20 protein-coding genes are annotated in these 17,952 nt (G+C 61.1%); 2 read left to right on the top strand and 18 right to left on the bottom strand.

Going from position 1 to position 17,952, the window contains the following annotated elements; translation table 11 throughout:
* Positions 1-106 precede the first annotated feature (106 nt).
* Genes L1073_RS16790 through pilV (L1073_RS16780) form a run of 3 tightly spaced genes read right to left on the bottom strand, consistent with a single transcriptional unit; the run spans position 107 to position 1,927 of the window.
* The gene (locus L1073_RS16790) at positions 107-739 is read right to left on the bottom strand and encodes a pilus assembly PilX family protein (RefSeq protein ID WP_246901301.1); all 633 of its coding nucleotides are present in this window, start codon (positions 737-739) and stop codon (positions 107-109) included.
* Positions 736-1,503 (bottom strand): PilW family protein, encoded by a 768-nt coding sequence (locus L1073_RS16785; RefSeq protein ID WP_246901299.1) that lies wholly within the window; start codon positions 1,501-1,503, stop codon positions 736-738. Before L1073_RS16785 ends, L1073_RS16790 begins: the two co-directional genes overlap by 4 nt.
* A complete protein-coding gene (gene pilV / locus L1073_RS16780) occupies positions 1,466-1,927 on the bottom strand; it encodes a type IV pilus modification protein PilV (protein WP_246901297.1) in 462 nt (153 codons plus the stop codon). The genes L1073_RS16785 and pilV (L1073_RS16780) overlap by 38 nt, the downstream gene beginning before the upstream one ends.
* Positions 1,928-1,998: 71 nt before the next feature.
* Here pilV (L1073_RS16780) and L1073_RS16775 point away from each other — a divergent pair, with 71 nt between their 5' ends.
* Positions 1,999-2,535: a GspH/FimT family pseudopilin gene (locus tag L1073_RS16775; RefSeq protein WP_246901296.1), complete on the top strand. Its 537-nt coding sequence runs from the start codon at positions 1,999-2,001 to the stop codon at positions 2,533-2,535.
* A 1-nt stretch (position 2,536) separates the two neighbouring features.
* On the opposite strand, the gene L1073_RS16770 is transcribed toward L1073_RS16775, so the two are convergent.
* From L1073_RS16770 to rplU, 15 genes are all read right to left on the bottom strand, one after another.
* A complete protein-coding gene (locus L1073_RS16770; RefSeq protein WP_246901295.1) occupies positions 2,537-4,411 on the bottom strand; it encodes a polymer-forming cytoskeletal protein in 1,875 nt (624 codons plus the stop codon).
* A 2-nt stretch (positions 4,412-4,413) separates the two neighbouring features.
* A complete protein-coding gene (locus L1073_RS16765; RefSeq protein WP_246901293.1) occupies positions 4,414-4,971 on the bottom strand; it encodes a PilW family protein in 558 nt (185 codons plus the stop codon).
* On the bottom strand, positions 4,964-5,416 hold the full coding sequence (gene pilV / locus L1073_RS16760) for a type IV pilus modification protein PilV (protein ID WP_246901292.1): 453 nt from the start codon (positions 5,414-5,416) through the stop codon (positions 4,964-4,966). Before pilV (L1073_RS16760) ends, L1073_RS16765 begins: the two co-directional genes overlap by 8 nt.
* Positions 5,413-5,937, bottom strand: a complete 525-nt coding sequence (locus L1073_RS16755) for a GspH/FimT family pseudopilin (RefSeq protein WP_246901290.1) — start codon at positions 5,935-5,937, stop codon at positions 5,413-5,415. Before L1073_RS16755 ends, pilV (L1073_RS16760) begins: the two co-directional genes overlap by 4 nt.
* 130 nt (positions 5,938-6,067) lie before the next feature.
* The gene (gene ispH, locus L1073_RS16750; RefSeq protein WP_246901288.1) at positions 6,068-7,021 is read right to left on the bottom strand and encodes a 4-hydroxy-3-methylbut-2-enyl diphosphate reductase; all 954 of its coding nucleotides are present in this window, start codon (positions 7,019-7,021) and stop codon (positions 6,068-6,070) included.
* 61 nt (positions 7,022-7,082) lie between these two features.
* Positions 7,083-7,526: an FKBP-type peptidyl-prolyl cis-trans isomerase gene (fkpB, locus tag L1073_RS16745; protein WP_246901287.1), complete on the bottom strand. Its 444-nt coding sequence runs from the start codon at positions 7,524-7,526 to the stop codon at positions 7,083-7,085.
* Positions 7,523-8,068, bottom strand: coding sequence for a signal peptidase II (lspA, locus tag L1073_RS16740; RefSeq protein WP_246901285.1), 546 nt, complete (start codon positions 8,066-8,068; stop codon positions 7,523-7,525). The genes fkpB and lspA overlap by 4 nt, the downstream gene beginning before the upstream one ends.
* A gap of 65 nt (positions 8,069-8,133) precedes the next feature.
* Positions 8,134-10,974, bottom strand: coding sequence for an isoleucine--tRNA ligase (gene ileS, locus L1073_RS16735; protein WP_246901284.1), 2,841 nt, complete (start codon positions 10,972-10,974; stop codon positions 8,134-8,136).
* 9 nt (positions 10,975-10,983) lie between these two features.
* Complete coding sequence (gene ribF / locus L1073_RS16730) at positions 10,984-12,051, bottom strand: bifunctional riboflavin kinase/FAD synthetase (protein ID WP_246901282.1); 1,068 nt, start codon at positions 12,049-12,051, stop codon at positions 10,984-10,986.
* An 82-nt stretch (positions 12,052-12,133) separates the two neighbouring features.
* The gene (murJ, locus tag L1073_RS16725; protein ID WP_425531597.1) at positions 12,134-13,741 is read right to left on the bottom strand and encodes a murein biosynthesis integral membrane protein MurJ; all 1,608 of its coding nucleotides are present in this window, start codon (positions 13,739-13,741) and stop codon (positions 12,134-12,136) included.
* A gap of 97 nt (positions 13,742-13,838) precedes the next feature.
* On the bottom strand, positions 13,839-14,105 hold the full coding sequence (gene rpsT, locus L1073_RS16720; RefSeq protein ID WP_246901280.1) for a 30S ribosomal protein S20: 267 nt from the start codon (positions 14,103-14,105) through the stop codon (positions 13,839-13,841).
* A 208-nt stretch (positions 14,106-14,313) separates the two neighbouring features.
* On the bottom strand, positions 14,314-15,435 hold the full coding sequence (proB, locus tag L1073_RS16715; protein WP_246901303.1) for a glutamate 5-kinase: 1,122 nt from the start codon (positions 15,433-15,435) through the stop codon (positions 14,314-14,316).
* 41 nt (positions 15,436-15,476) lie between these two features.
* Positions 15,477-16,664, bottom strand: a complete 1,188-nt coding sequence (gene cgtA, locus L1073_RS16710; RefSeq protein WP_246901278.1) for an Obg family GTPase CgtA — start codon at positions 16,662-16,664, stop codon at positions 15,477-15,479.
* A gap of 85 nt (positions 16,665-16,749) precedes the next feature.
* Positions 16,750-17,007, bottom strand: coding sequence for a 50S ribosomal protein L27 (rpmA, locus tag L1073_RS16705; RefSeq protein ID WP_040239264.1), 258 nt, complete (start codon positions 17,005-17,007; stop codon positions 16,750-16,752).
* Between the two features lie 33 nt (positions 17,008-17,040).
* The gene (gene rplU / locus L1073_RS16700; RefSeq protein WP_246901271.1) at positions 17,041-17,352 is read right to left on the bottom strand and encodes a 50S ribosomal protein L21; all 312 of its coding nucleotides are present in this window, start codon (positions 17,350-17,352) and stop codon (positions 17,041-17,043) included.
* Positions 17,353-17,626: 274 nt separating this feature from the next.
* On the opposite strand from rplU, the gene L1073_RS16695 reads away from it, so the two are divergent.
* Positions 17,627-17,952, top strand: a 326-nt coding sequence (locus L1073_RS16695) for a polyprenyl synthetase family protein (protein ID WP_246901268.1), incomplete at its 3' end; no start/stop codon positions are given.

The following is a 17,952-nucleotide window of genomic DNA, read 5'->3' as shown; positions in this document are numbered from 1 at the left end:
ATTATCGGACACCGGCACAGGTTTTCCTAGGGGAATACTCAGGGGCCTTAGATACCGCAGGTGCTGCACTTATTAGTTGAATTCAGGAAAGCAAAAAGTACGACGTTCAATGCAAGACCTCACGCCACGCCGGACGAAAGGGCCCTTCGGAAAAGGAGGTAACGCGTGTGTCGTCATTATCGGCCTGCGCCTGCTGGGCTTGAATCAACGTCTCGCCCGCCGCGCGGGGCAGCATCAATGTGACGCGACGCTCGAGTAGCGCATGCGTCACCGGACGCGAACCCCAGCCGAACGCGGTCATCTCGACACGCACTTGGCAGGACGCGCCGGCCTTAGGACACACACTCGCCAGCAGCGAGAACGTCACACGCGGCGACTCGCTGACACCTGCGAGTGACTGGGCGCCGCTGTCACCATATGCCACACCGTCACGTCTCCAGCGCGCGGCCGGCCATTGGCTAGCATGCGATGGCTGCGGCGTCAGGCAATCCGGCGCCGTGCAGTCGCCTTGGGCATCGGGCAGTGTGTAATCCGCGTGACGCAATCGCCATTCACCTTCTGCCAAGGCCGCCTGCGCCGCTTGAAACGCCACTTGGCGATCCATGACATTGCGTGCCATGCGCTCCTGCAGGACTGCACTCTGCAAGCCGGCGAGCCCCAACGCCGTCATCGCCATCAGCAGAATCAGCGCGACGACCAGCGTCATGCCCCGTTCCCGATAGGGGCCGTTGAGGCTCACGATGACGCCTCATCCTGCGAGGTGACAAGCGGTGGCGAGAGTACATTGCGCAACGCCACGCTGGTGGTATACACCCGATACAGGCGATGATCCGTCGCCGTGACGGTTTCGCCGTCGAAGACATACGTCGAGGCCGCGTCGACGAGCCCATCCTGTTGCGAAGCGACCAGTAGCTCGATGCTCACGCCCTTGACGCTGGCCCAGTCGCCAACGCCCGTAGCGCGATGCCAGCCACCCTCGACGAAATAACGCAGCGCCCAGTCAGCTACAAGTGCATCCAAGGGCTGCGGCGAGCTGTTACCCACCGCGCAGTCCACCCCACCGTCCTCTCTCAGCGAAAAACGCGCACGCGAATCTTCACCGCTCTCGAGACGCCCGCCCAGGCAATTCTGTATGGCGCCATCGTCGCTACCGTAGTAGCGGACCCGCAAGGTACTGTCGCTCCCCGCGACGATGGCGCCTTGCTCGAAATACGGCGTCGCTGGAAAGGTCTGATCGCGCTTCCATGACGAATACCCGGCCTTGCGTAGCTCCCGCGTCAGCACGTCAGTGACGAAGCGGCCACTTTCCTGCATCTGGGCCAGTTGCGTCTGCAGGCGATACTGCTGCTGATAAGCGATGAACAGGTCGATGACGCCGAGCAGCACGATCATGCTCAGTGCCAGGCTCACCATCAACTCGATCAGCGACACCCCGCGTTGACGCCGTCGCCTCGGATTGGACCGCTCAAAGCCGGGTCTGTAATCGATATTGCTGCTGCCCATCGTCATCGCTCCAGCGCGCACGGGGCGCTCGCCAGATCACCTCCACCGTCGCCGTCGCCAGGTCGTCATCGCCCATCACCGAGATGCAGCCTTGCGCCTGGGGAAGCGCGTTCACGACACCCCTCAGCCAGGTGTGCACCTGGGCCGATGCGGCACTGGCGGGGTCGTCACTGCACGGCTGGTCGTAGGCGCCAGCCAGCGCAGCGTGGCGGTCGATGCGCAAACGTTCGAGCATGGCTCCCACCCGCTGTACCGCCTGAGACTGGGCATCGGCATGCCGCTGGGCGCGCAGTGCCTGAGCCTGAGTGGACGCCAGCCCCAGCATGCCGAAGGACAGAATGAACAGCGTGATCAGCACTTCGATCAGGCTGAAACCCGACGCACATCCAAGCCGGCACCGCACGTTCCTGTGTGTCACCCGCATCGTATTTGCTCGACTGGCAAGACTACTTTATAAATATATAAAGTAATTTCTAATACAAAGAAAGGCAATCGATGCATTCGACATCGTGGCGCATGCGAGGAATGACACTGCTCGAGTTGCTCGTGATCATCGTCATCGTCGGCGTGCTCACCACCCAGGGCGTCCCCGCCATGGGTCACTTGCTGCGCGATCAACGCTTGCAGGCCGCCAGCCACACGCTTTATCAGGCGCTCTACTACACCCGCAGCGAAGCCATTCGCCAAGGCGTGCCGGTGATGATGATCAGCGAACAGGAAGGGTGGGAAAAGGGCTGGCGAATATTCGCCGATCGCGACGACGATGGCGAGCAATCATCTGAGGAACCGACGTTACGCGCGGGAGGCCCACCGCCGGGCGGACTCCGACTGCACGCCAACCAACCCTTGCGGCGCTACGTGCGTTACGCACCAAACGGCTACTCGATCCGCGCCTCCGGCAGCTTTCAGATCGGCAGCTTCTATCTCTGCACGGCCAAGGCGACGACACCGGCACGGCGGATCGTATTGAGCCGCGGCGGACGAGTACGCATCGAACGTCTACCCGATGGAGACACCGCCTGCGCGCGATGACTCAGTCATCAACAGTGCCATACGAGAGTCCCACCAGCTTCCAACCACTATCGTTGTCACCGCGGTTTTCACCACTTTCGTCACCGCCTCCTGAGGTCGATCTGGGCACATACTCGATCTCCCCACCACCACCGACAGTAACGGTCTTACCTCTTGCCGAACCGCGTAGACCACCGCCGGCAGTAACGGAAACATTGGCATATGGCGCATAGACATTTGCCAGCGCCTGGGCACTGCCGTCGATCAACACGCCTTTACTGTAAGAGCCACTATCCTCATAGGTGGAGTAAAGAGACAAGGTGGAACGCCCATTGGTCGTGGCCTGCACGCTCGCCATTTGGGTGGAGCTCTTGATGTGAGTCTCGCCGGTCACGAAAATCGTCAGCGTACTGCCTTGATCGATGGTCAGCCCCTTTCCTCCGCCGGATCCAAGGGTGAGATCGCCATCAACCAGCAACACCACATCGCCCCCACTAACATTGAGTTCACCATTCTTAAGAGTAAGATCCTGCGTGCGGACAACGGGCACCGGCTTGTCGAAGGTTGGCATGTCGGCCGTAGTCGCCTCCGCCAGGATTACATCCTTCTCAACATTCCAGGTCTTATCGAATGCCGTGAGACCGTTGGGGGACAACGAACCATCCCCTATCGGATAATTACCCACGACGATATCCTTATTGGCCCCCATTGCATCAGTGGCCACTGTTGCAAGCAGGTTATCCATTTCCTCGGCGAGGGTGTTTTTATTATCGGAGAAAACTTGCGGATTGCATTCACCACCATTCACCGAAGAGACCGGTGTATGACTAACGACCTTGACCGAACCACCAGCAAACTTATCGATCTCTTTTCCGTTTGCAGTATTGACAGTCCCTTCCTCCGATTCGATGTCGCCGCTCACGTAAGCCGAACTGTTGCTAAATATGACTTTACCGCCCACCGAAACATTACCTGTGACCGTAGCAGCATTGTTGAATTCAACATCACCGTTGGCCGAGACATCCCCCTTGGCAGGCGCCGAATTTTCAAAAAAAACGCTTCCCGTTGTAGCGATGGAGCCACCATAAGCATACCCCCCCCCTGCATCCAAAGTGATATCATCACCGGCAAGAATGTTGCCTGTGATGCTGCTATCGGTGTATAGCGTGCCCATTGTTGTTACGTTGCCATCAACATTGGCATCACCGCTAAGCCTCACTCCGGCACCTGGCTGCAACGTTCGAACATTACCATTAATTCCCCCTCCGCCACTGACCTGAACCCCCTCGCAGCCTAGCAACACGTCTTGGTAGGCATCATTGGATTTCTCATCATTATTTATAGAGTAAACGGCCTGTAACACATCGCGCCCATTATTATCTTCGGAAGCGTCATTCTCATCATAGCCACTCAGCCTTTTCTCACCCCAAAAAGCCACCTTTACTCTATCGCCTTCGAGCTTTACGACCTCTTTAATTCCTGCTCGAGTAAAAGCGTACTTAATATCTTCATCACCACCATCTTCATCCTGCTCCTCTTCCCCATTGCGCTCCCGTGCTCTTTTCTCACGTTCATCGCTAGGAAGCCAGTTCTCGTCGTCCTCACGGGGAAAAATGATCGTACCTTTCTCGGAACCACCAAGCCTGTCTTCCACTACTGCCCTAATATCTTCAGCCCATCCTTTTTTATCATCACTTCCAGAATCTGCTTCATAATTTTCAAAGCGGCGAAAAGCCTCGTCCGCGCCCGCCTCATAATTATTAGTGCGCACATAATTACCCGCTTGGCGCTCTTGATATTTATTGACGGACATGCCGGAAATAACAGCCCCAGATGCCACCGTCAGCAGCATCAACCCAATGACAAGCACGAAGCCGGATTGCTTATGAAGACGCATCACTAACCACCATCCCTATCAGACGTGGCACGAGAGACAAGATTAAAGCTTAGAGTTTGTACATCACACTCATCTTTTTCGCGGCATGGTTTGTACTTCAACGTGACACGCACGCATGGACTCGAGGCATCGTCACACACTGAATCACCTTCATCACCAAATCGTACACTGGTAATGCCTGGAGCCTTCAACCACAGCACTTCCTGACCATTGCACGTAAGCCACTCGCCATCCACATCCGTCATCCACTCGATGCGATCACTACCATTATCAGATCCAGGACATCTTATTTGACTTATATCTTCACCTGTATATGACTCCAAGATAAGCTTATTCTCCTTCTCGCTCACTTTGATAGACTTCGCCACTTTGACCGATGAAGACAGCTCTCTGTGTATATACATCAGTTCATCTTGCAGCTTGTAGTTGTTATCGCGATATTCGCGCACATCGCTGATCGTCTGATAAGCCGTGATAGTACCACCAAGGATAATGAGGCCGATAAACATGCTAATCATCATTTCGATCAGCGTGAAGCCTCTTTGGTGTTGATTATTCATCCTCGGGCTCCGACTTACACGGCAAGAAAGACACGAGTTCCACGTGGTTATCGTCTTCACTGCCCCACTCAATAGTCAGGGCATAGTAGCGTCCATTTACTGAGTTAGAGCTTTCTTTGGTCAAATCTTCTCTCTTGGGTACTACATCAGGCATCGAGGCATTTTTTGTGACATAGTCTTTCCAATCACCCACAAGCTCCTCAAGATGCTCTTTACAAGAAGCCTCACCCTTATCCTGCTGCGCCCAGGCGCGTTCGTTCATATCTCGGACCATGATGGTGGCGATTGTCGTATTGAGACTCTCGCGGGAAGCGTGCAGCGAATTGAGCTGCATGGCGGCGAGCCCGAGCATACCGATGGAGAGAATGGTCAGCGCTACCAGCACTTCGATCAGGCCGAAGCCGCGCTGGCGATGGGGAAGACGTTGCATCGGCGATTCGATCATGCGTCGCACTCCCCATCATTTTCGTCGTCTGGATCTGCGACATAGGCACGCCCAATCGCGCTCATGCATACTCGTGGCATATCATCCAAAGGCTCCTGACCTCGAAGGTGGAGACGCCACTCAGCCTTGTTACCGGTCGGATATCCCAAGGAGTCAAAGACAATTGGCGACCGGGCATCGTTATCTTCCACGCTGAGTCGATCAGGTAGCGGCTGGTGGACGGCAATCGTTTTATTATCCTCGTCGACCTCTATGCGCCAGCCTTGCGCCCAGTCATCGTCTTCGACTGCGCTCAGCGTAACCTCGTCTTCGCGCATGATGGCTTCGCCGCGCGCCAGGCGCAGTGCGGCGACCAATTCGTTGCTGGCGTCGGTGAGCTGTTGGTGCTGGCGCAAGGACTGAAAGCTGGGCACGGCGATGCTTGCCATGATCGCGAAGATCACCAGCACGATCAGCAATTCGAGAAGGGAGAAACCACGGCTATGCGACACGTGGCGAAGGCGATAAGCACAATGCGGCACGTACGTCTTCCTGATCGGTGAAGCGGCGCGTTACGTACGCGGCATGGGGCAACGCCCCATGCGCTTTATCAATGTAGCGTACTTTGCAACGAATTGTAACGCTCACGTCACACCGAAAGAGCGACGCGCCTCACGCGCTGGCGATCACCTGCTCGCGCAGTTCCTGGGGCATGGAGAAGGTGATGTCTTCTGCCTGCCCCGCGAGCTCATCGGGGTCCTCGGCGCCGAGCGACTTGAGCCGGTCGATGACCGCCTGAACGAGGACTTCCGGGGCGCTGGCGCCGGCCGTGATGCCGATGGTGCCCACACCCTCTACCCACTCGGGGCGAATCTGCTCGGCGGTGTCGATCAGATACGCCGGCGTACCGGTGCGCTCGGCCAGTTCACGCAGACGGTTGGAATTGGAGCTGTTGGGGCTGCCCACCACCAGCACCAGTTGGCTTTCGCTGGCCAATTCGCGCACGGCGTCCTGGCGGTTCTGGGTGGCGTAGCAGATGTCGTCCTTGCGCGGCCCGTCGATACGTGGAAACTTCTCGCGCAGGGCGTCGATGACCCTTGAGGTGTCATCCATGGACAACGTGGTCTGGGTGACGAACGCCAGCCGCTCGGGGTCGTTGACCTCGAGCTTCGCCACGTCCTGCTCGTCTTCGACGAGGTGGATCTGCCCACCGAAGGACGTATCGTAGCGCCCCATGGTGCCCTCGACCTCGGGATGGCCGGCATGCCCGATGAGCACGCACTCCTGACCACGCTTGGCGTAGCGCAGAACTTCCATATGCACCTTGGTGACCAGTGGGCAGGTGGCGTCGAAGATGCGCAGCCCGCGCCGCTCGGCCTCTTGCTGGACCGCGCGGGATACGCCGTGGGCGGAGAAGATGACGATCACGTCGTCGGGGATTTCGTGCAACTCCTCGACGAATACCGCGCCGCGCTCGCGCAGGCTATCCACCACGAAGCGGTTGTGGACGACTTCGTGACGCACGTAGATGGGTGGCCCGAACACATCGAGCGCGCGATTGACGATCTCGATGGCGCGGTCGACACCGGCACAGAAACCGCGTGGATTGGCCAGCTTGATTTGCATGCTTACCTCGCCTCGATGCGCCGTGGCACCGTATCGATGGGCGGCGTGCGCCCGTCAAAGCTTAATGGGTCGTGGCCGGATGAACCTCGATCACTTCCACCTCGAAGGTCAGGGTACGCCCCGCCAGCGGGTGATTGAAGTCTACATCGACATTGCGCTCGTCGATCTCGGCGATGACGCCGGGTAACTCGCCGCCCCCCGGGTCGGTGAACGACATCATCGTACCGACTTCAAGATCGTCGTCGAACTGGTCGCGCGGCAGGCGCTGCACGTTCTGCGGATTGTGCTGACCGAAGGCGTGCTCGGGGGTGATGGTAAAACGGCCGGTCTCGCCCTCGGTCATGTCCTTGAGCGGCGCCTCGAACCCCGGTGGCAGATTACCATCGCCGACCTGAAACGTCGCCGGTGCCTTGTCGCGGGTGGAATCGATCACCGTCTCATCTTCCAGCTTGACGGTAAAATGCAACGTCACTTCCATCCCATCGCCGATGCGGTATTCACTCATGGGGCGTCTCTCTTATCGGATGTTGCCGTGTGTCGTCGGCCGTCACGCAGGGAGGCCAGAATCAAGCCAATGGCCCCCAAGGTGATGGCGGTATCGGCCAAGTTAAAGGCGGGGAAGTAATTTCCCTGCCAATGAAACGACAGAAAGTCGACCACGTAGCCATGCACCAGACGGTCGTAGAGATTGCCCAGCGCCCCGCCGATCACCAGCGCAATCGCCGCCGCCGAGAGGCGTTCATCGGCCTTGAGACGCGTCAACCAAATGGTCAGACCGATACTCACGCCGAGGGCGATGGCCGCGAACAGCCAGCGCTGCCACCCGGCGTGATCGGCCAGGAAGCTGAACGCCGCGCCGGTGTTGTGCAGCAGCGTGAAGTTGAACACCGGCAATAATTCGACCGGCTGTGCATAGATCAAATACGTGCTGGCGAACCATTTGCTGCCTAGATCCAGCACGATCACCAGTAGCGCCAGCCACAGCCAGCGTAAAGGCCGCTGCATGGGCGGCGATACCGGTCGATCAGGCGTTGCAGCGTCGTTCATTCGAGCCTCTCATGTCATGATCAAGCGGCACTATGGCCCATGATGCGTCATCAGGCATAGCAGCGTCAGGCATAGCGGCGCGTTTCGCCCGGCCCGTCGGGCAGGTTGCTCAGGCAACGGCCGCACAGATTCGGATCAGCAGCATGCGTCCCCACATCCGCGCGATGATGCCAGCAGCGCTCGCACTTGGTGTGCGGACTTTCCATCACGCCCACCTTGAGGCCGTCGAGCTCGCTGGTCTCGGCCTGCTCGCTGCCCGCCGCGTTCAGCGACGCCAGATGCACCTCGCTGGTCAACAGCACGAAACGCAACTCATCGCCGAGCTGCGACAAGGTCTCGCGCAAGCCGTCGTCGGCGTAGAGCGTGACCTCTGCAGCGAGACTGTTGCGTATTACCTTGGCGTTACGCGCGTCTTCCAGGCACTTGTTGACCGCCTGCTTGACCTCGAGCACCCGCGTCCAGAACTCACGCCCCATGCTGGCATCCGCCTTCAGGGTCGCTAGATGCGGGTAGTATTCCTCCAGCAGCACACTATCGCCGCGTACGCCGGGGATGGCCTCGTAGATTTCCTCGGCGGTGAAGGACAGGATCGGCGCCACCCAACGTACCAGCGCCTCGACCACATGATAGAGCGCCGTCTGGCAGCTGCGCCGCGCGAGCGAATCGGCCTGGGTGGTGTACTGGCGATCCTTGATCACGTCCAGGTAGAAGCCACCCAGCTCATGGGCGCAGAAATCGTGCACCTGCTGATAGACGTCACGGAAGCGGTAGTCGTCATAGGCCGTCTGCATGCGCTGCTGAAGCTGCGCGGCACGGTCCACCGCCCACTGATCCAGGGCCAGCATGTCCTCGAATGCCACGCCGTCACGCGCGGGTTCGAAGCCATTCAAGTTGGCCAGCAAGAAGCGCGCAGTGTTGCGAATGCGACGATACACATCGGCGGTGCGCTTCAAGATCTCGTCGGAAACCGCCATCTCACCGGAATAGTCGGTGGACGCCACCCACAGGCGCAGGATATCGGCGCCCAGCTTATCCATCACCTGCTGCGGGGCGATGACGTTGCCCATCGACTTGGACATCTTGCGGCCCTTTTCGTCGACGGTGAAGCCGTGTGTCAGCAGCGCCTTGTAAGGTGCGTGACCGTCGATGGCACAGCCAGTGAGCAGCGACGAATGGAACCAGCCGCGATGCTGGTCGGAGCCCTCGAGATACAGGTCGGCACGCGGCCCGTGGTCGTGTCCCATCGGGTGCGAGCCACGCATCACATGACGGTGCGTGGTGCCGGAATCGAACCACACATCCAGGGTATCGGTGACTTTCTCATAGTCGCCAGCCTCGTCACCCAGTAGTTCCTGGGCATCGAGGCGGAACCAGGCGTCGAGCCCCTCGGCCTCGACGCGCTTGGCGACGTCTTCCATCAGTGCGACGGTGCGCGGATGCCACTCCCCGGTTTGCTTGTGCAGGAAGAACGGAATCGGCACGCCCCAGTTGCGTTGCCGCGAGATGCACCAGTCGGGGCGGTTGGCGATCATCGAATGCAGCCGCGCCTTGCCCCAGGCGGGCACGAACTGCGTCGCCTCGACGCCTTCCAAGGCGCGCTGGCGCAGGGTGCGCCCCGCGTCGTCCTCGCGATCCATGCCCACGAACCACTGCGCGGTGGCACGGTAGATGACCGGCGTCTTGTGGCGCCAGCAGTGCATGTAGCTGTGCGTGATCGGCGTGTGCACCATCAGCGCATTCACTTCACGCAACTTGTCGACGATCTGGGGATTGGCCTTCCAGATCATCTCGCCGCCGAAGAACGGCAGGTCATCGCGGTATACGCCGTCGCCCTGCACGGGATTGAGCATGTCGTCGAAGCTCATGCCGTGCTCGCGGCAGGTCATGAAGTCATCCAGGCCGTACGACGGCGCGGAGTGAACGATCCCGGTGCTGCCCTCTTCCACGGTGACGTAATCGGCGAGATATACCGGTGCCACGCGCTCGTAGAACGGATGATGAAATGTCAGGGCATCAAACGCCGTCCCCGTGGTGGTGGCCACGACCTCGCCCTCAAGGCCGTAACGCGCCATACAGCTTTCGACCAGGTCCTCGGCGAGCACCAACAGCCGCTCACCGGTATCGACCAGTGCGTAGTTGAAGTCGGGATGTACGTTCAGCGCCTGGTTGGCGGGAATGGTCCACGGCGTGGTGGTCCAGATGACGATCGCCGCCGGCTTGTCGAGCGAGGTGAGCCCGAACGCCGCCGCCAGCTTGGCAGGCTCGGCGGCGGTGAAGGCGACATCGATGGCATCGGATTGTTTATCGGCGTACTCGACCTCCGCCTCGGCCAGCGCCGAGCCGCAATCGAAGCACCAATTGACCGGCTTCAAGCCCTTGAAGACATAACCGCCCTCGACCATCTTGGCCAGCGCGCGGATCTCGCCCGCCTCGTTGGCGAAGTCCATGGTGCGATACGGACGATCCCAGTCGCCGATCACCCCCAGACGCACGAAGTCGGTCTTCTGCGCTTCGATCTGCGCTCCCGCGTACTCGCGGCATAGATCACGAGCCTCACCGGCGGCGAGATGCTTGCCGTGGGTGGTCTCCACCTTATGCTCGATGGGCAAACCATGGCAGTCCCAACCCGGCACGTAGGGGGCATCAAAACCCGCCAGTGCCTTCGACTTGACGACGATATCCTTGAGGATCTTGTTGACGGCATGACCGATATGAATGCTGCCGTTGGCGTAGGGAGGGCCATCGTGCAGCACGAAGCTCTCACGTCCGGCGCGCGCTTCGCGCAGGCGCTGATAGAGGTTCATGTCCTGCCATTGCGATACCCGCCCCGGCTCACGCTTGGGCAGCATGCCACGCATGGGGAAGTCGGTTTCGGGGAGGTTCAGGGTGTGTTTGTAATCGCTCATAGCGGAAGGTCAGCCATCGTCTTGGTCAGCCGGACGAACGCCGGCCGAGGAGTCGGAAGTCGAAGGCTCGGGCGCCAGAGGCGCCGAGGCCAGCGGATAAGTCCAGCCAGTCGAAACGCACGGCAGCTCGAGCGCGGCAGCATCGAGCGGCGTCGCCGTGCGGAAGTAGCGACGTGCCTGCGCCAGATCGGCATGAATCTGACGCGTCAGGGCCTCCAGCCCCGCAAAATTGACCTCGCCTCGCAGCCGCGCGCAGGGCACGACCGTGAGACGCTGGCCATAGAGGTCACCGTCGAAATCGAACAGATGCACCTCCAGCACCGGCCGTGTGCTGCCCACCGTCGGCCGCCAACCGATGTTGGCCGCCCCCGGCAGCTCGCGGCCATCGGGCAGCCGCGTGACGCAAGCATAGATACCGCGTAATGCCAGGGAGCGCGACGTCAATGGCAGATTGGCGGTGGGCACGCCGATGGTACGCCCCAGTTGCCGGTCGGCGACCACACGCCCCGAGAGTTGGTAAGGGCGTCCCAACAGTCGCGTGGCCTGGGCAAAGTTGCCGCTGGCCAGCAAGGTACGCACCCGGGTGCTCGAGACGCGCTCGTCATCGAGGACGAAGGTACGCGTATGCTCGACCTCAAAACCACGGCGTTCGCCCACGCGTTGCAGCAACGCGAAATCGCCCGCCCGGTCACAGCCGAAACGAAAGTCGTCACCCACCACAAGATGCTTGACGCCCAGCCCCCGGATCAGCACGCGCTCGATGAACTCATCGGCCGTCAGACTCCGCAGAGCGGCATTGAAGGGCAGGCAGACGACGCGTTCGGCGCCGTATTCGCCCAGCAGCTCGACCTTGTCGCGCAGGCGGCTCAACCGCGGCGGCGCCTGCTCGCCGGCAAAATACTCGCGTGGCTGGGGCTCGAAGACGACCACCGTCATCGGCAACCCCAGCGCCGTGGCGCGGCTCTTGAGCTGATCGAGGATCGCCTGATGACCGCGATGCACGCCATCGAAATTGCCGATCGTCGCCACGCACGGGCCCGCCTCGCGCAGATTGTGCAGTCCTCTGATCAGTTCCATATGCCGTTCATATGCCGGTGAAACGTTCGATTATAACCAAGGGAGCGGCAACTGACAGCCATCCGCCATGCCGGCCCCACCATCAGCCACGTAAGCGGAAATGCCTGAGGCGCACCCCGCACAGCGCCAGCCACCCGAAATAGACCAGTGCACCGCCCAGGGTCAGTCCCAGCAGTGTCGCCGCGCGCTGCCATACGCCCCAAGCCAGCCACTGATGCCATTCGGGGCACAACCACCAAAGCCCGGCTCCCATGACGACGCAGCCGCCGCCCAGTGTCAACGCGTAGCGTCCCCACCCCGGCTGAAACATCAGTACGCCACGCCGCCGTAATCCCCAGCCCAGTAAGCCAGCATTGAGAAACGCCGACAGTGCCGTGGCCAACGCCAGACCGGCATGTGCCAGCGGCCAGATCAACAGCAGGTTCAAGACCATGTTGGCGACCATCGCCACGATGCCGATCTTGACCGGCGTCGTGGTGTCCTGGCGCGCGAAGTACCCCGGCGCCAGCACCTTGATGAGCATAAAGGGCAACAGTCCCAACGCATAGGCTCGCATGCTGCGCGCTGCCATCACGATATCGTGATCCGTCATCGCCCCGTAGTGGAACAGGCTCACCAACAACGGCTCGGCCAGCAACACCAGAGCCAGGGCCGCAGGAAGCGCGATCAACAGCACCGCGCGCAACGCCCAGTCGAGCATCTTCGCGAAGTGCGCCGGCGACTGCTCGGCATGGCGCTTGGAGAGCGCCGGCAGAATCACCGTCCCCAGTGCCACACCGAAAACGCCCAGCGGCAACTCTACCAGGCGATCCGAGTAATAGAGCCAGGACACGCTGCCCGACGCCAGCAACGACGCCAGCACGGTATCCAGCAATAGATTGATCTGCGACACCGACACCCCGAACAACGCCGGCGCCATCAGCGCCAGAATGCGCCGCACGCCCGGGTGCCGGAAGTTGGGCCAGGGGCGTGGCGTCAGCCCCAGACGTGCCAGAAACGGCACTTGAAACCCCAGTTGAACGACACCCGCGATCAGCACCCCCCAGGCCAGCGCCATGGCCGGGTCCTGCATCCAGGGCGTCAGCCCCAGGGCCGCGCCGATCAACGACAAGTTGAGCAGCACCGGGGTAAACGCCGGCACGGCGAAGCGATTCCAAGTGTTGAGCACGCTGCCCGCGAAGGCGGTCAGCGAAATCAGCCACAGATAGGGAAATGTCAGCCGCAGCATGTCGGCGGTCAACGCCAACTTGCCCGGGTCGGCGCTGAAGCCTGGCGCAAACAGCCACACCAACCAGGGCGCGAGCAGCATCGCCACGGCGCTGAGCAGAGCGAGTATCACGCCAAGACTGCCCGCTACCGCATCGAGCAGCTCGCGTACCTCCTCGCGGGTCCGCTGAGTGGCATACTCCGAGAGCACCGGAATGAACGCCTGGTTGAAGGCGCCCTCGGCAAACAGGCGGCGCATGAAGTTGGGAATCTTGAAGGCGACGAAGAAGGCATCCGCGCCGCTACCGGCGCCGAACAAGGCCGCGATCACGACGTCACGCGCCAGCCCTAGCACACGCGAGAGCATGGTCATCGTGCTGACCACCATCCCCGAGCGCAACAGACCGCCACGCGCCGCAGGCCGCACCTCCGCCGCTGGCGACGCGTCGTCTTCCGGCGCTGCCTGCGATTGCTTATCCGTCACCGACTACCTCCAAGCACCCGGAGTCGACGCCCAAGCGCCACCTACAAAAAAACCGGCCGAAGCCGGTTTTTTTACGCGTTGCCGCCAAGTCCCGGCTTCAGGCAGCCAGGGCCTTAATTCGCGTATTCAGACGGCTCTTGATGCGTGCAGCCTTGCGCTTGGAGATCGCGTCCTTGTCGGCAATGCGGTCGACGACCGGCTGTGCCGCCTTGAACTCGATCATGGCCTGACCGTGATCGCCGCTTTGAATCGCCTTGACGACGCGCTTGATATACGTGCGCACCATGCTGCGTTGGCTGGCATTGTGCTGACGACGCTGTTCCGCTTGGCGGGCGCGTTTACGGGCCTGTTTGGTGTTCGCCACCGTCTACTCCTTAGAGATGTTGACAGTCATATTCTGTAAGAAATTGATTCACATGATTTTTTACTACTTCACGCGAATCGGCCAAAACGGGATCGCCACTCGCGAGGCGCCCCATCAACGGGCCGTGTTTGAGAGGATGCAGCATTCTAGCATGGTCCGCCTGGAAACGGCTACAGGTTCGCCGCCTACCTCCTCGACATCATGCCCTTCAGATGATGACTAGATTATCGCGATGAATGAGCTCCGGTGATTCCATGTAGCCGAGCAGCGTTTCGATACGATGACTGGGCTGACCCACGATACGCTGTGCCTCGTCGCTGCCGTAGTTGACCAGCCCCTTGGCGACCCGCTCACCCTGCTCGTTGACACAGACCACCATGTCGCCGCGCTTGAAGGTGCCCTCGGTGCGTCGCACGCCCACCGGTAGCAAGCTTGAGCCATGGCGCTGCAATACCTCGACCGCGCCAGCGTCGAGCACCAGCGTGCCGCGTACCTGAAGCTGCCCCGCAAGCCACCGCTTGCGTGCCGCCAACGGCGCATGATCCGGCATCAACAACGTGCCCAGCGCTTCGCCTTCGGCGAGCCGTGTGAGCACCGCCTCCTGGCGACCGCTGGCGATCACCGTCAACGCGCCAGACCGCGCTGCCAGGCGCGCGGCGCGCACCTTGGTTGCCATGCCGCCACGCCCCAGGGCACCGCCATCGCCGGCGACCGCCGCCAGGGCGGGATCGTCGGCACGTCCTTCGTCGATCAAGCGCGCAGCGGGATCATGACGCGGATCGGCATCGAACAAGCCTTCCTGATCGGTGAGCAGGATCAGCGCATCCGCTTCCAGAAGGTTGGCCACCAGCGCGCCCAGCGTATCGTTATCGCCGAAGCGGATCTCGTCGGTGACCACGGTATCGTTTTCGTTGACCACCGGCACCACGCGCAGTGCGACCAGCGTGCGCAACGCCGAACGCGCATTGAGATAACGCTTGCGGTCGGACAGGTCGTCATGCGTCAGCAGCACTTGCGCGCTGCGCAGACCATGCCGCGCGAAGTGACCCTCGTAGCATTGCGACAGGCCCGACTGCCCCACCGCAGCGGCCGCTTGCAGCTCATAAACCGCCGAGGGCCGGGATGCCCACCCCAGACGCACCATGCCCTCGGCCACCGCCCCGGAGGAGACCAACACGACCTCGACGCCGCGCGCATGCAGGGAGGCGATCTGATCGACCCAACCGCCGATGGCCTCGGCATCGAGGCCACGGCCATCGTTGGTCAACAGCGCGCTACCGATCTTGATCACGATCCGCCGCGCGCCACGCAAGGCATCACGGCTTGTCATCTGCGACTCACTCACCGGCTTTCCTCCCTTCTCGACGCGACTCAGGGGGCGTATTCCACCTCGACGTCGTAATCGTCATCGTCGAAGTCATCGTCATCTTCCTGGGCCGGCTTGCGCTTGCGCGACATGCGCGCTTCGGCACGCGCCACGGCTTCCTCTTCCATGCGTCGGCGCATCTCGCGCTCATGTTCGAAGGCCGCCTCGTCTTCCGCCTCGAGCTGACGCTGCTCGATCAGCCAGCGATGCGCCGCCTGCACCAGCGGCTGGGTGCCCTCACTGCTGATCGCCGAAATCCGGAACACCGGCCCCGTCCATTCCAGGCGCGCGATAATGTCGTCAACCATGGCCTGGCGCTCGTCCTCGGGGAGCAAGTCGAGCTTGTTGAGCACCAGCCAGCGCGGGCGTTCGGCCAGCGTGGTGGAAAATTGCTCGAGCTCGCGGGCGATGGCGCGCGCACTCTCCACGGGATCGCTTTCATCGAACGGCGCCACATCGACGACATGCAGCAGCAACCGCGTGCGAGTCAGGTGCTTGAGGAACCTGAGCCCTAACCCCGCACCGTCGGAGGCGCCTTCGATCAGCCCCGGCACGTCGGCCATCACGAAATGCTCATGCGTCCCCAGCTTGACCACTCCGAGGTTGGGTACCAGCGTAGTAAAGGGATAGTTGGCGACCTTGGGCTTGGCGGCCGAGACGGCACGAATCAGCGTCGACTTGCCGGCATTGGGCACGCCCAGCAAGCCTACATCGGCCATTACCTTCATCTCGAAGCGCAGGTTGCGGCGCTCGCCCTCGGTACCCGGCGTGGTCTTACGCGGCGCCCGGTTGGTGGAAGACTTGAAGTGGATATTGCCCAATCCTCGACGGCCCGCCTGCGCCACCAGCTCGACCTGGCCGGCCTCGGTCACGTCGGCGATCACCTCGAGAGTATCCTCGTCGATCACCGTGGTGCCCACCGGCACCTTGACGTGCAGGTCCTCACCGTTGCGACCGCTCATCTGACGACCTTGGCCCGGCTGCCCATTGGGCGCCTTGTAGAAACGCTGATACTTGAAATCGATCAACGTATTGAGGGCATCGTCACCGATCAGGTAGACGCTACCGCCGTGCCCACCGTCGCCGCCGTCCGGCCCGCCTTTGGGAACGTACTTCTCGCGCCGGAAACTCAGGCAGCCGTTGCCGCCCTTGCCGGCCTCCACAATGATCGAGGCTTCGTCGACGAATTGCATGGACACTTCTCCTGACGGCTACGGCCGCCCTATACGAAAAGACCCCGCCTGAGCGGGGCCTTTTCTTTCACCGTTCATGGCGGTCTCAGGCGGAGACGACGCTCACGAACTTGCGGTTTTTCGGACCCTTGGTCTCGAACTTGATCACGCCCTCATTCAGAGCGAACAAGGTGTGATCCTTGCCGATGCCAACGCCGCTGCCCGCGTGGAACTTGGTGCCACGCTGACGCACGATGATGTTGCCGGCGGTCGCCGCCTGGCCACCGAACAGCTTGACACCAAGGCGTTTGGATTCGCTATCGCGACCGTTACGAGAACTACCGGCAGCCTTTTTATGAGCCATTGCAAATACCTCGCGTTATCTAGGGAATATCGCTTACGCGGAAATTCCGGTGATCTTGACTTCGGTGAACCACTGACGATGGCCTTGACGACGCATCTGGTGCTTACGGCGACGGAACTTGATGATCTGCACCTTGTCGCCGCGACCATGGGAAACGACTTCTGCCGTTACCTTGGCACCGTCGACCAGCGGCGCGCCGACCTTGATGTCGTCATCATCGCCAACCAGCAATACCTGGTCGAGCTCAAGGGTGTCACCCGTGGCCACTTCCAGCTTCTCGAGCTTCAGGGTCTGGCCTTCCTGAACGCGGTACTGCTTACCACCGCTCTTGATTACTGCGTACATGTCACTCTCCAGCACTCATCGGGATTGCGCTCTTCATCGGCCTGCGGCGAGTGGCGCCCCTTCCGGCAGCCATCTGACAGGGAGCATGATGAGTCGAGCCGCGTATTATAGCGACACTCGGGCATACCGGGCAAGCGTCTTTCACGCCATCACTGACGCGGCCTTGCGAGACCCTGGCATGCGCCTTGACGCCTCCCAGGGGGCCACCTAGCATAGCCCGAGCCCAAGGCCGCAATAAGAGGCGGCCCAACCCCTTATTGCGACAAGCCGACCCATGCAGCCCAACGCATCGCCTATCCATGCGGCGGTCGCGGACGATTTCGCCGCCGTCGACCGTACCATTCTCGCCCAACTGGCTTCCCGGGTTCCCCTCGTCGAAACCATTGGCCACTACATCATCGAAAGCGGTGGCAAACGGCTGCGCCCTCTGCTCGTGCTGCTCGCGGCGCGCTCGCTGGACTACCCTGGCGATCGCCACGTGACCCTGGCCACGCTGATCGAGTTCATGCATACCTCGACGCTGTTGCACGACGACGTGGTCGACGAATCGCACCTGCGCCGTGGCAAGGCCACCGCCAACGATGCCTGGGGCAACGCGCC

The organism is Chromohalobacter nigrandesensis (assembly GCF_023061285.1).
In the GTDB taxonomy this organism is placed as follows: domain Bacteria; phylum Pseudomonadota; class Gammaproteobacteria; order Pseudomonadales; family Halomonadaceae; genus Chromohalobacter; species Chromohalobacter nigrandesensis.
This window is presented reverse-complemented; position numbering and strand designations above follow the sequence as displayed.

What these genes read in the sequence shown, in the direction of transcription:
- L1073_RS16770 (WP_246901295.1), bottom strand. Translation starts at nt 4,411, where the DNA reads ATGCGTCTTCATAAGCAATCCGGCTTCGTGCTTGTCATTGGGTTGATG.
- lspA (WP_246901285.1), bottom strand. Translation starts at nt 8,068, where the DNA reads ATGAACGACGCTGCAACGCCTGATCGACCGGTATCGCCGCCCATGCAG.
- fkpB (WP_246901287.1), bottom strand. Translation starts at nt 7,526, where the DNA reads ATGAGTGAATACCGCATCGGCGATGGGATGGAAGTGACGTTGCATTTT.
- L1073_RS16785 (WP_246901299.1), bottom strand. Translation starts at nt 1,503, where the DNA reads ATGGGCAGCAGCAATATCGATTACAGACCCGGCTTTGAGCGGTCCAAT.
- proB (WP_246901303.1), bottom strand. Translation starts at nt 15,435, where the DNA reads ATGACAAGCCGTGATGCCTTGCGTGGCGCGCGGCGGATCGTGATCAAG.
- pilV (WP_246901292.1), bottom strand. Translation starts at nt 5,416, where the DNA reads ATGATCGAATCGCCGATGCAACGTCTTCCCCATCGCCAGCGCGGCTTC.
- cgtA (WP_246901278.1), bottom strand. Translation starts at nt 16,664, where the DNA reads ATGCAATTCGTCGACGAAGCCTCGATCATTGTGGAGGCCGGCAAGGGC.
- ispH (WP_246901288.1), bottom strand. Translation starts at nt 7,021, where the DNA reads ATGCAAATCAAGCTGGCCAATCCACGCGGTTTCTGTGCCGGTGTCGAC.
- rplU (WP_246901271.1), bottom strand. Translation starts at nt 17,352, where the DNA reads ATGTACGCAGTAATCAAGAGCGGTGGTAAGCAGTACCGCGTTCAGGAA.
- ribF (WP_246901282.1), bottom strand. Translation starts at nt 12,051, where the DNA reads ATGGAACTGATCAGAGGACTGCACAATCTGCGCGAGGCGGGCCCGTGC.
- rpmA (WP_040239264.1), bottom strand. Translation starts at nt 17,007, where the DNA reads ATGGCTCATAAAAAGGCTGCCGGTAGTTCTCGTAACGGTCGCGATAGC.
- L1073_RS16765 (WP_246901293.1), bottom strand. Translation starts at nt 4,971, where the DNA reads ATGAATAATCAACACCAAAGAGGCTTCACGCTGATCGAAATGATGATT.
- ileS (WP_246901284.1), bottom strand. Translation starts at nt 10,974, where the DNA reads ATGAGCGATTACAAACACACCCTGAACCTCCCCGAAACCGACTTCCCC.
- L1073_RS16775 (WP_246901296.1), top strand. Translation starts at nt 1,999, where the DNA reads ATGCATTCGACATCGTGGCGCATGCGAGGAATGACACTGCTCGAGTTG.
- pilV (WP_246901297.1), bottom strand. Translation starts at nt 1,927, where the DNA reads ATGCGGGTGACACACAGGAACGTGCGGTGCCGGCTTGGATGTGCGTCG.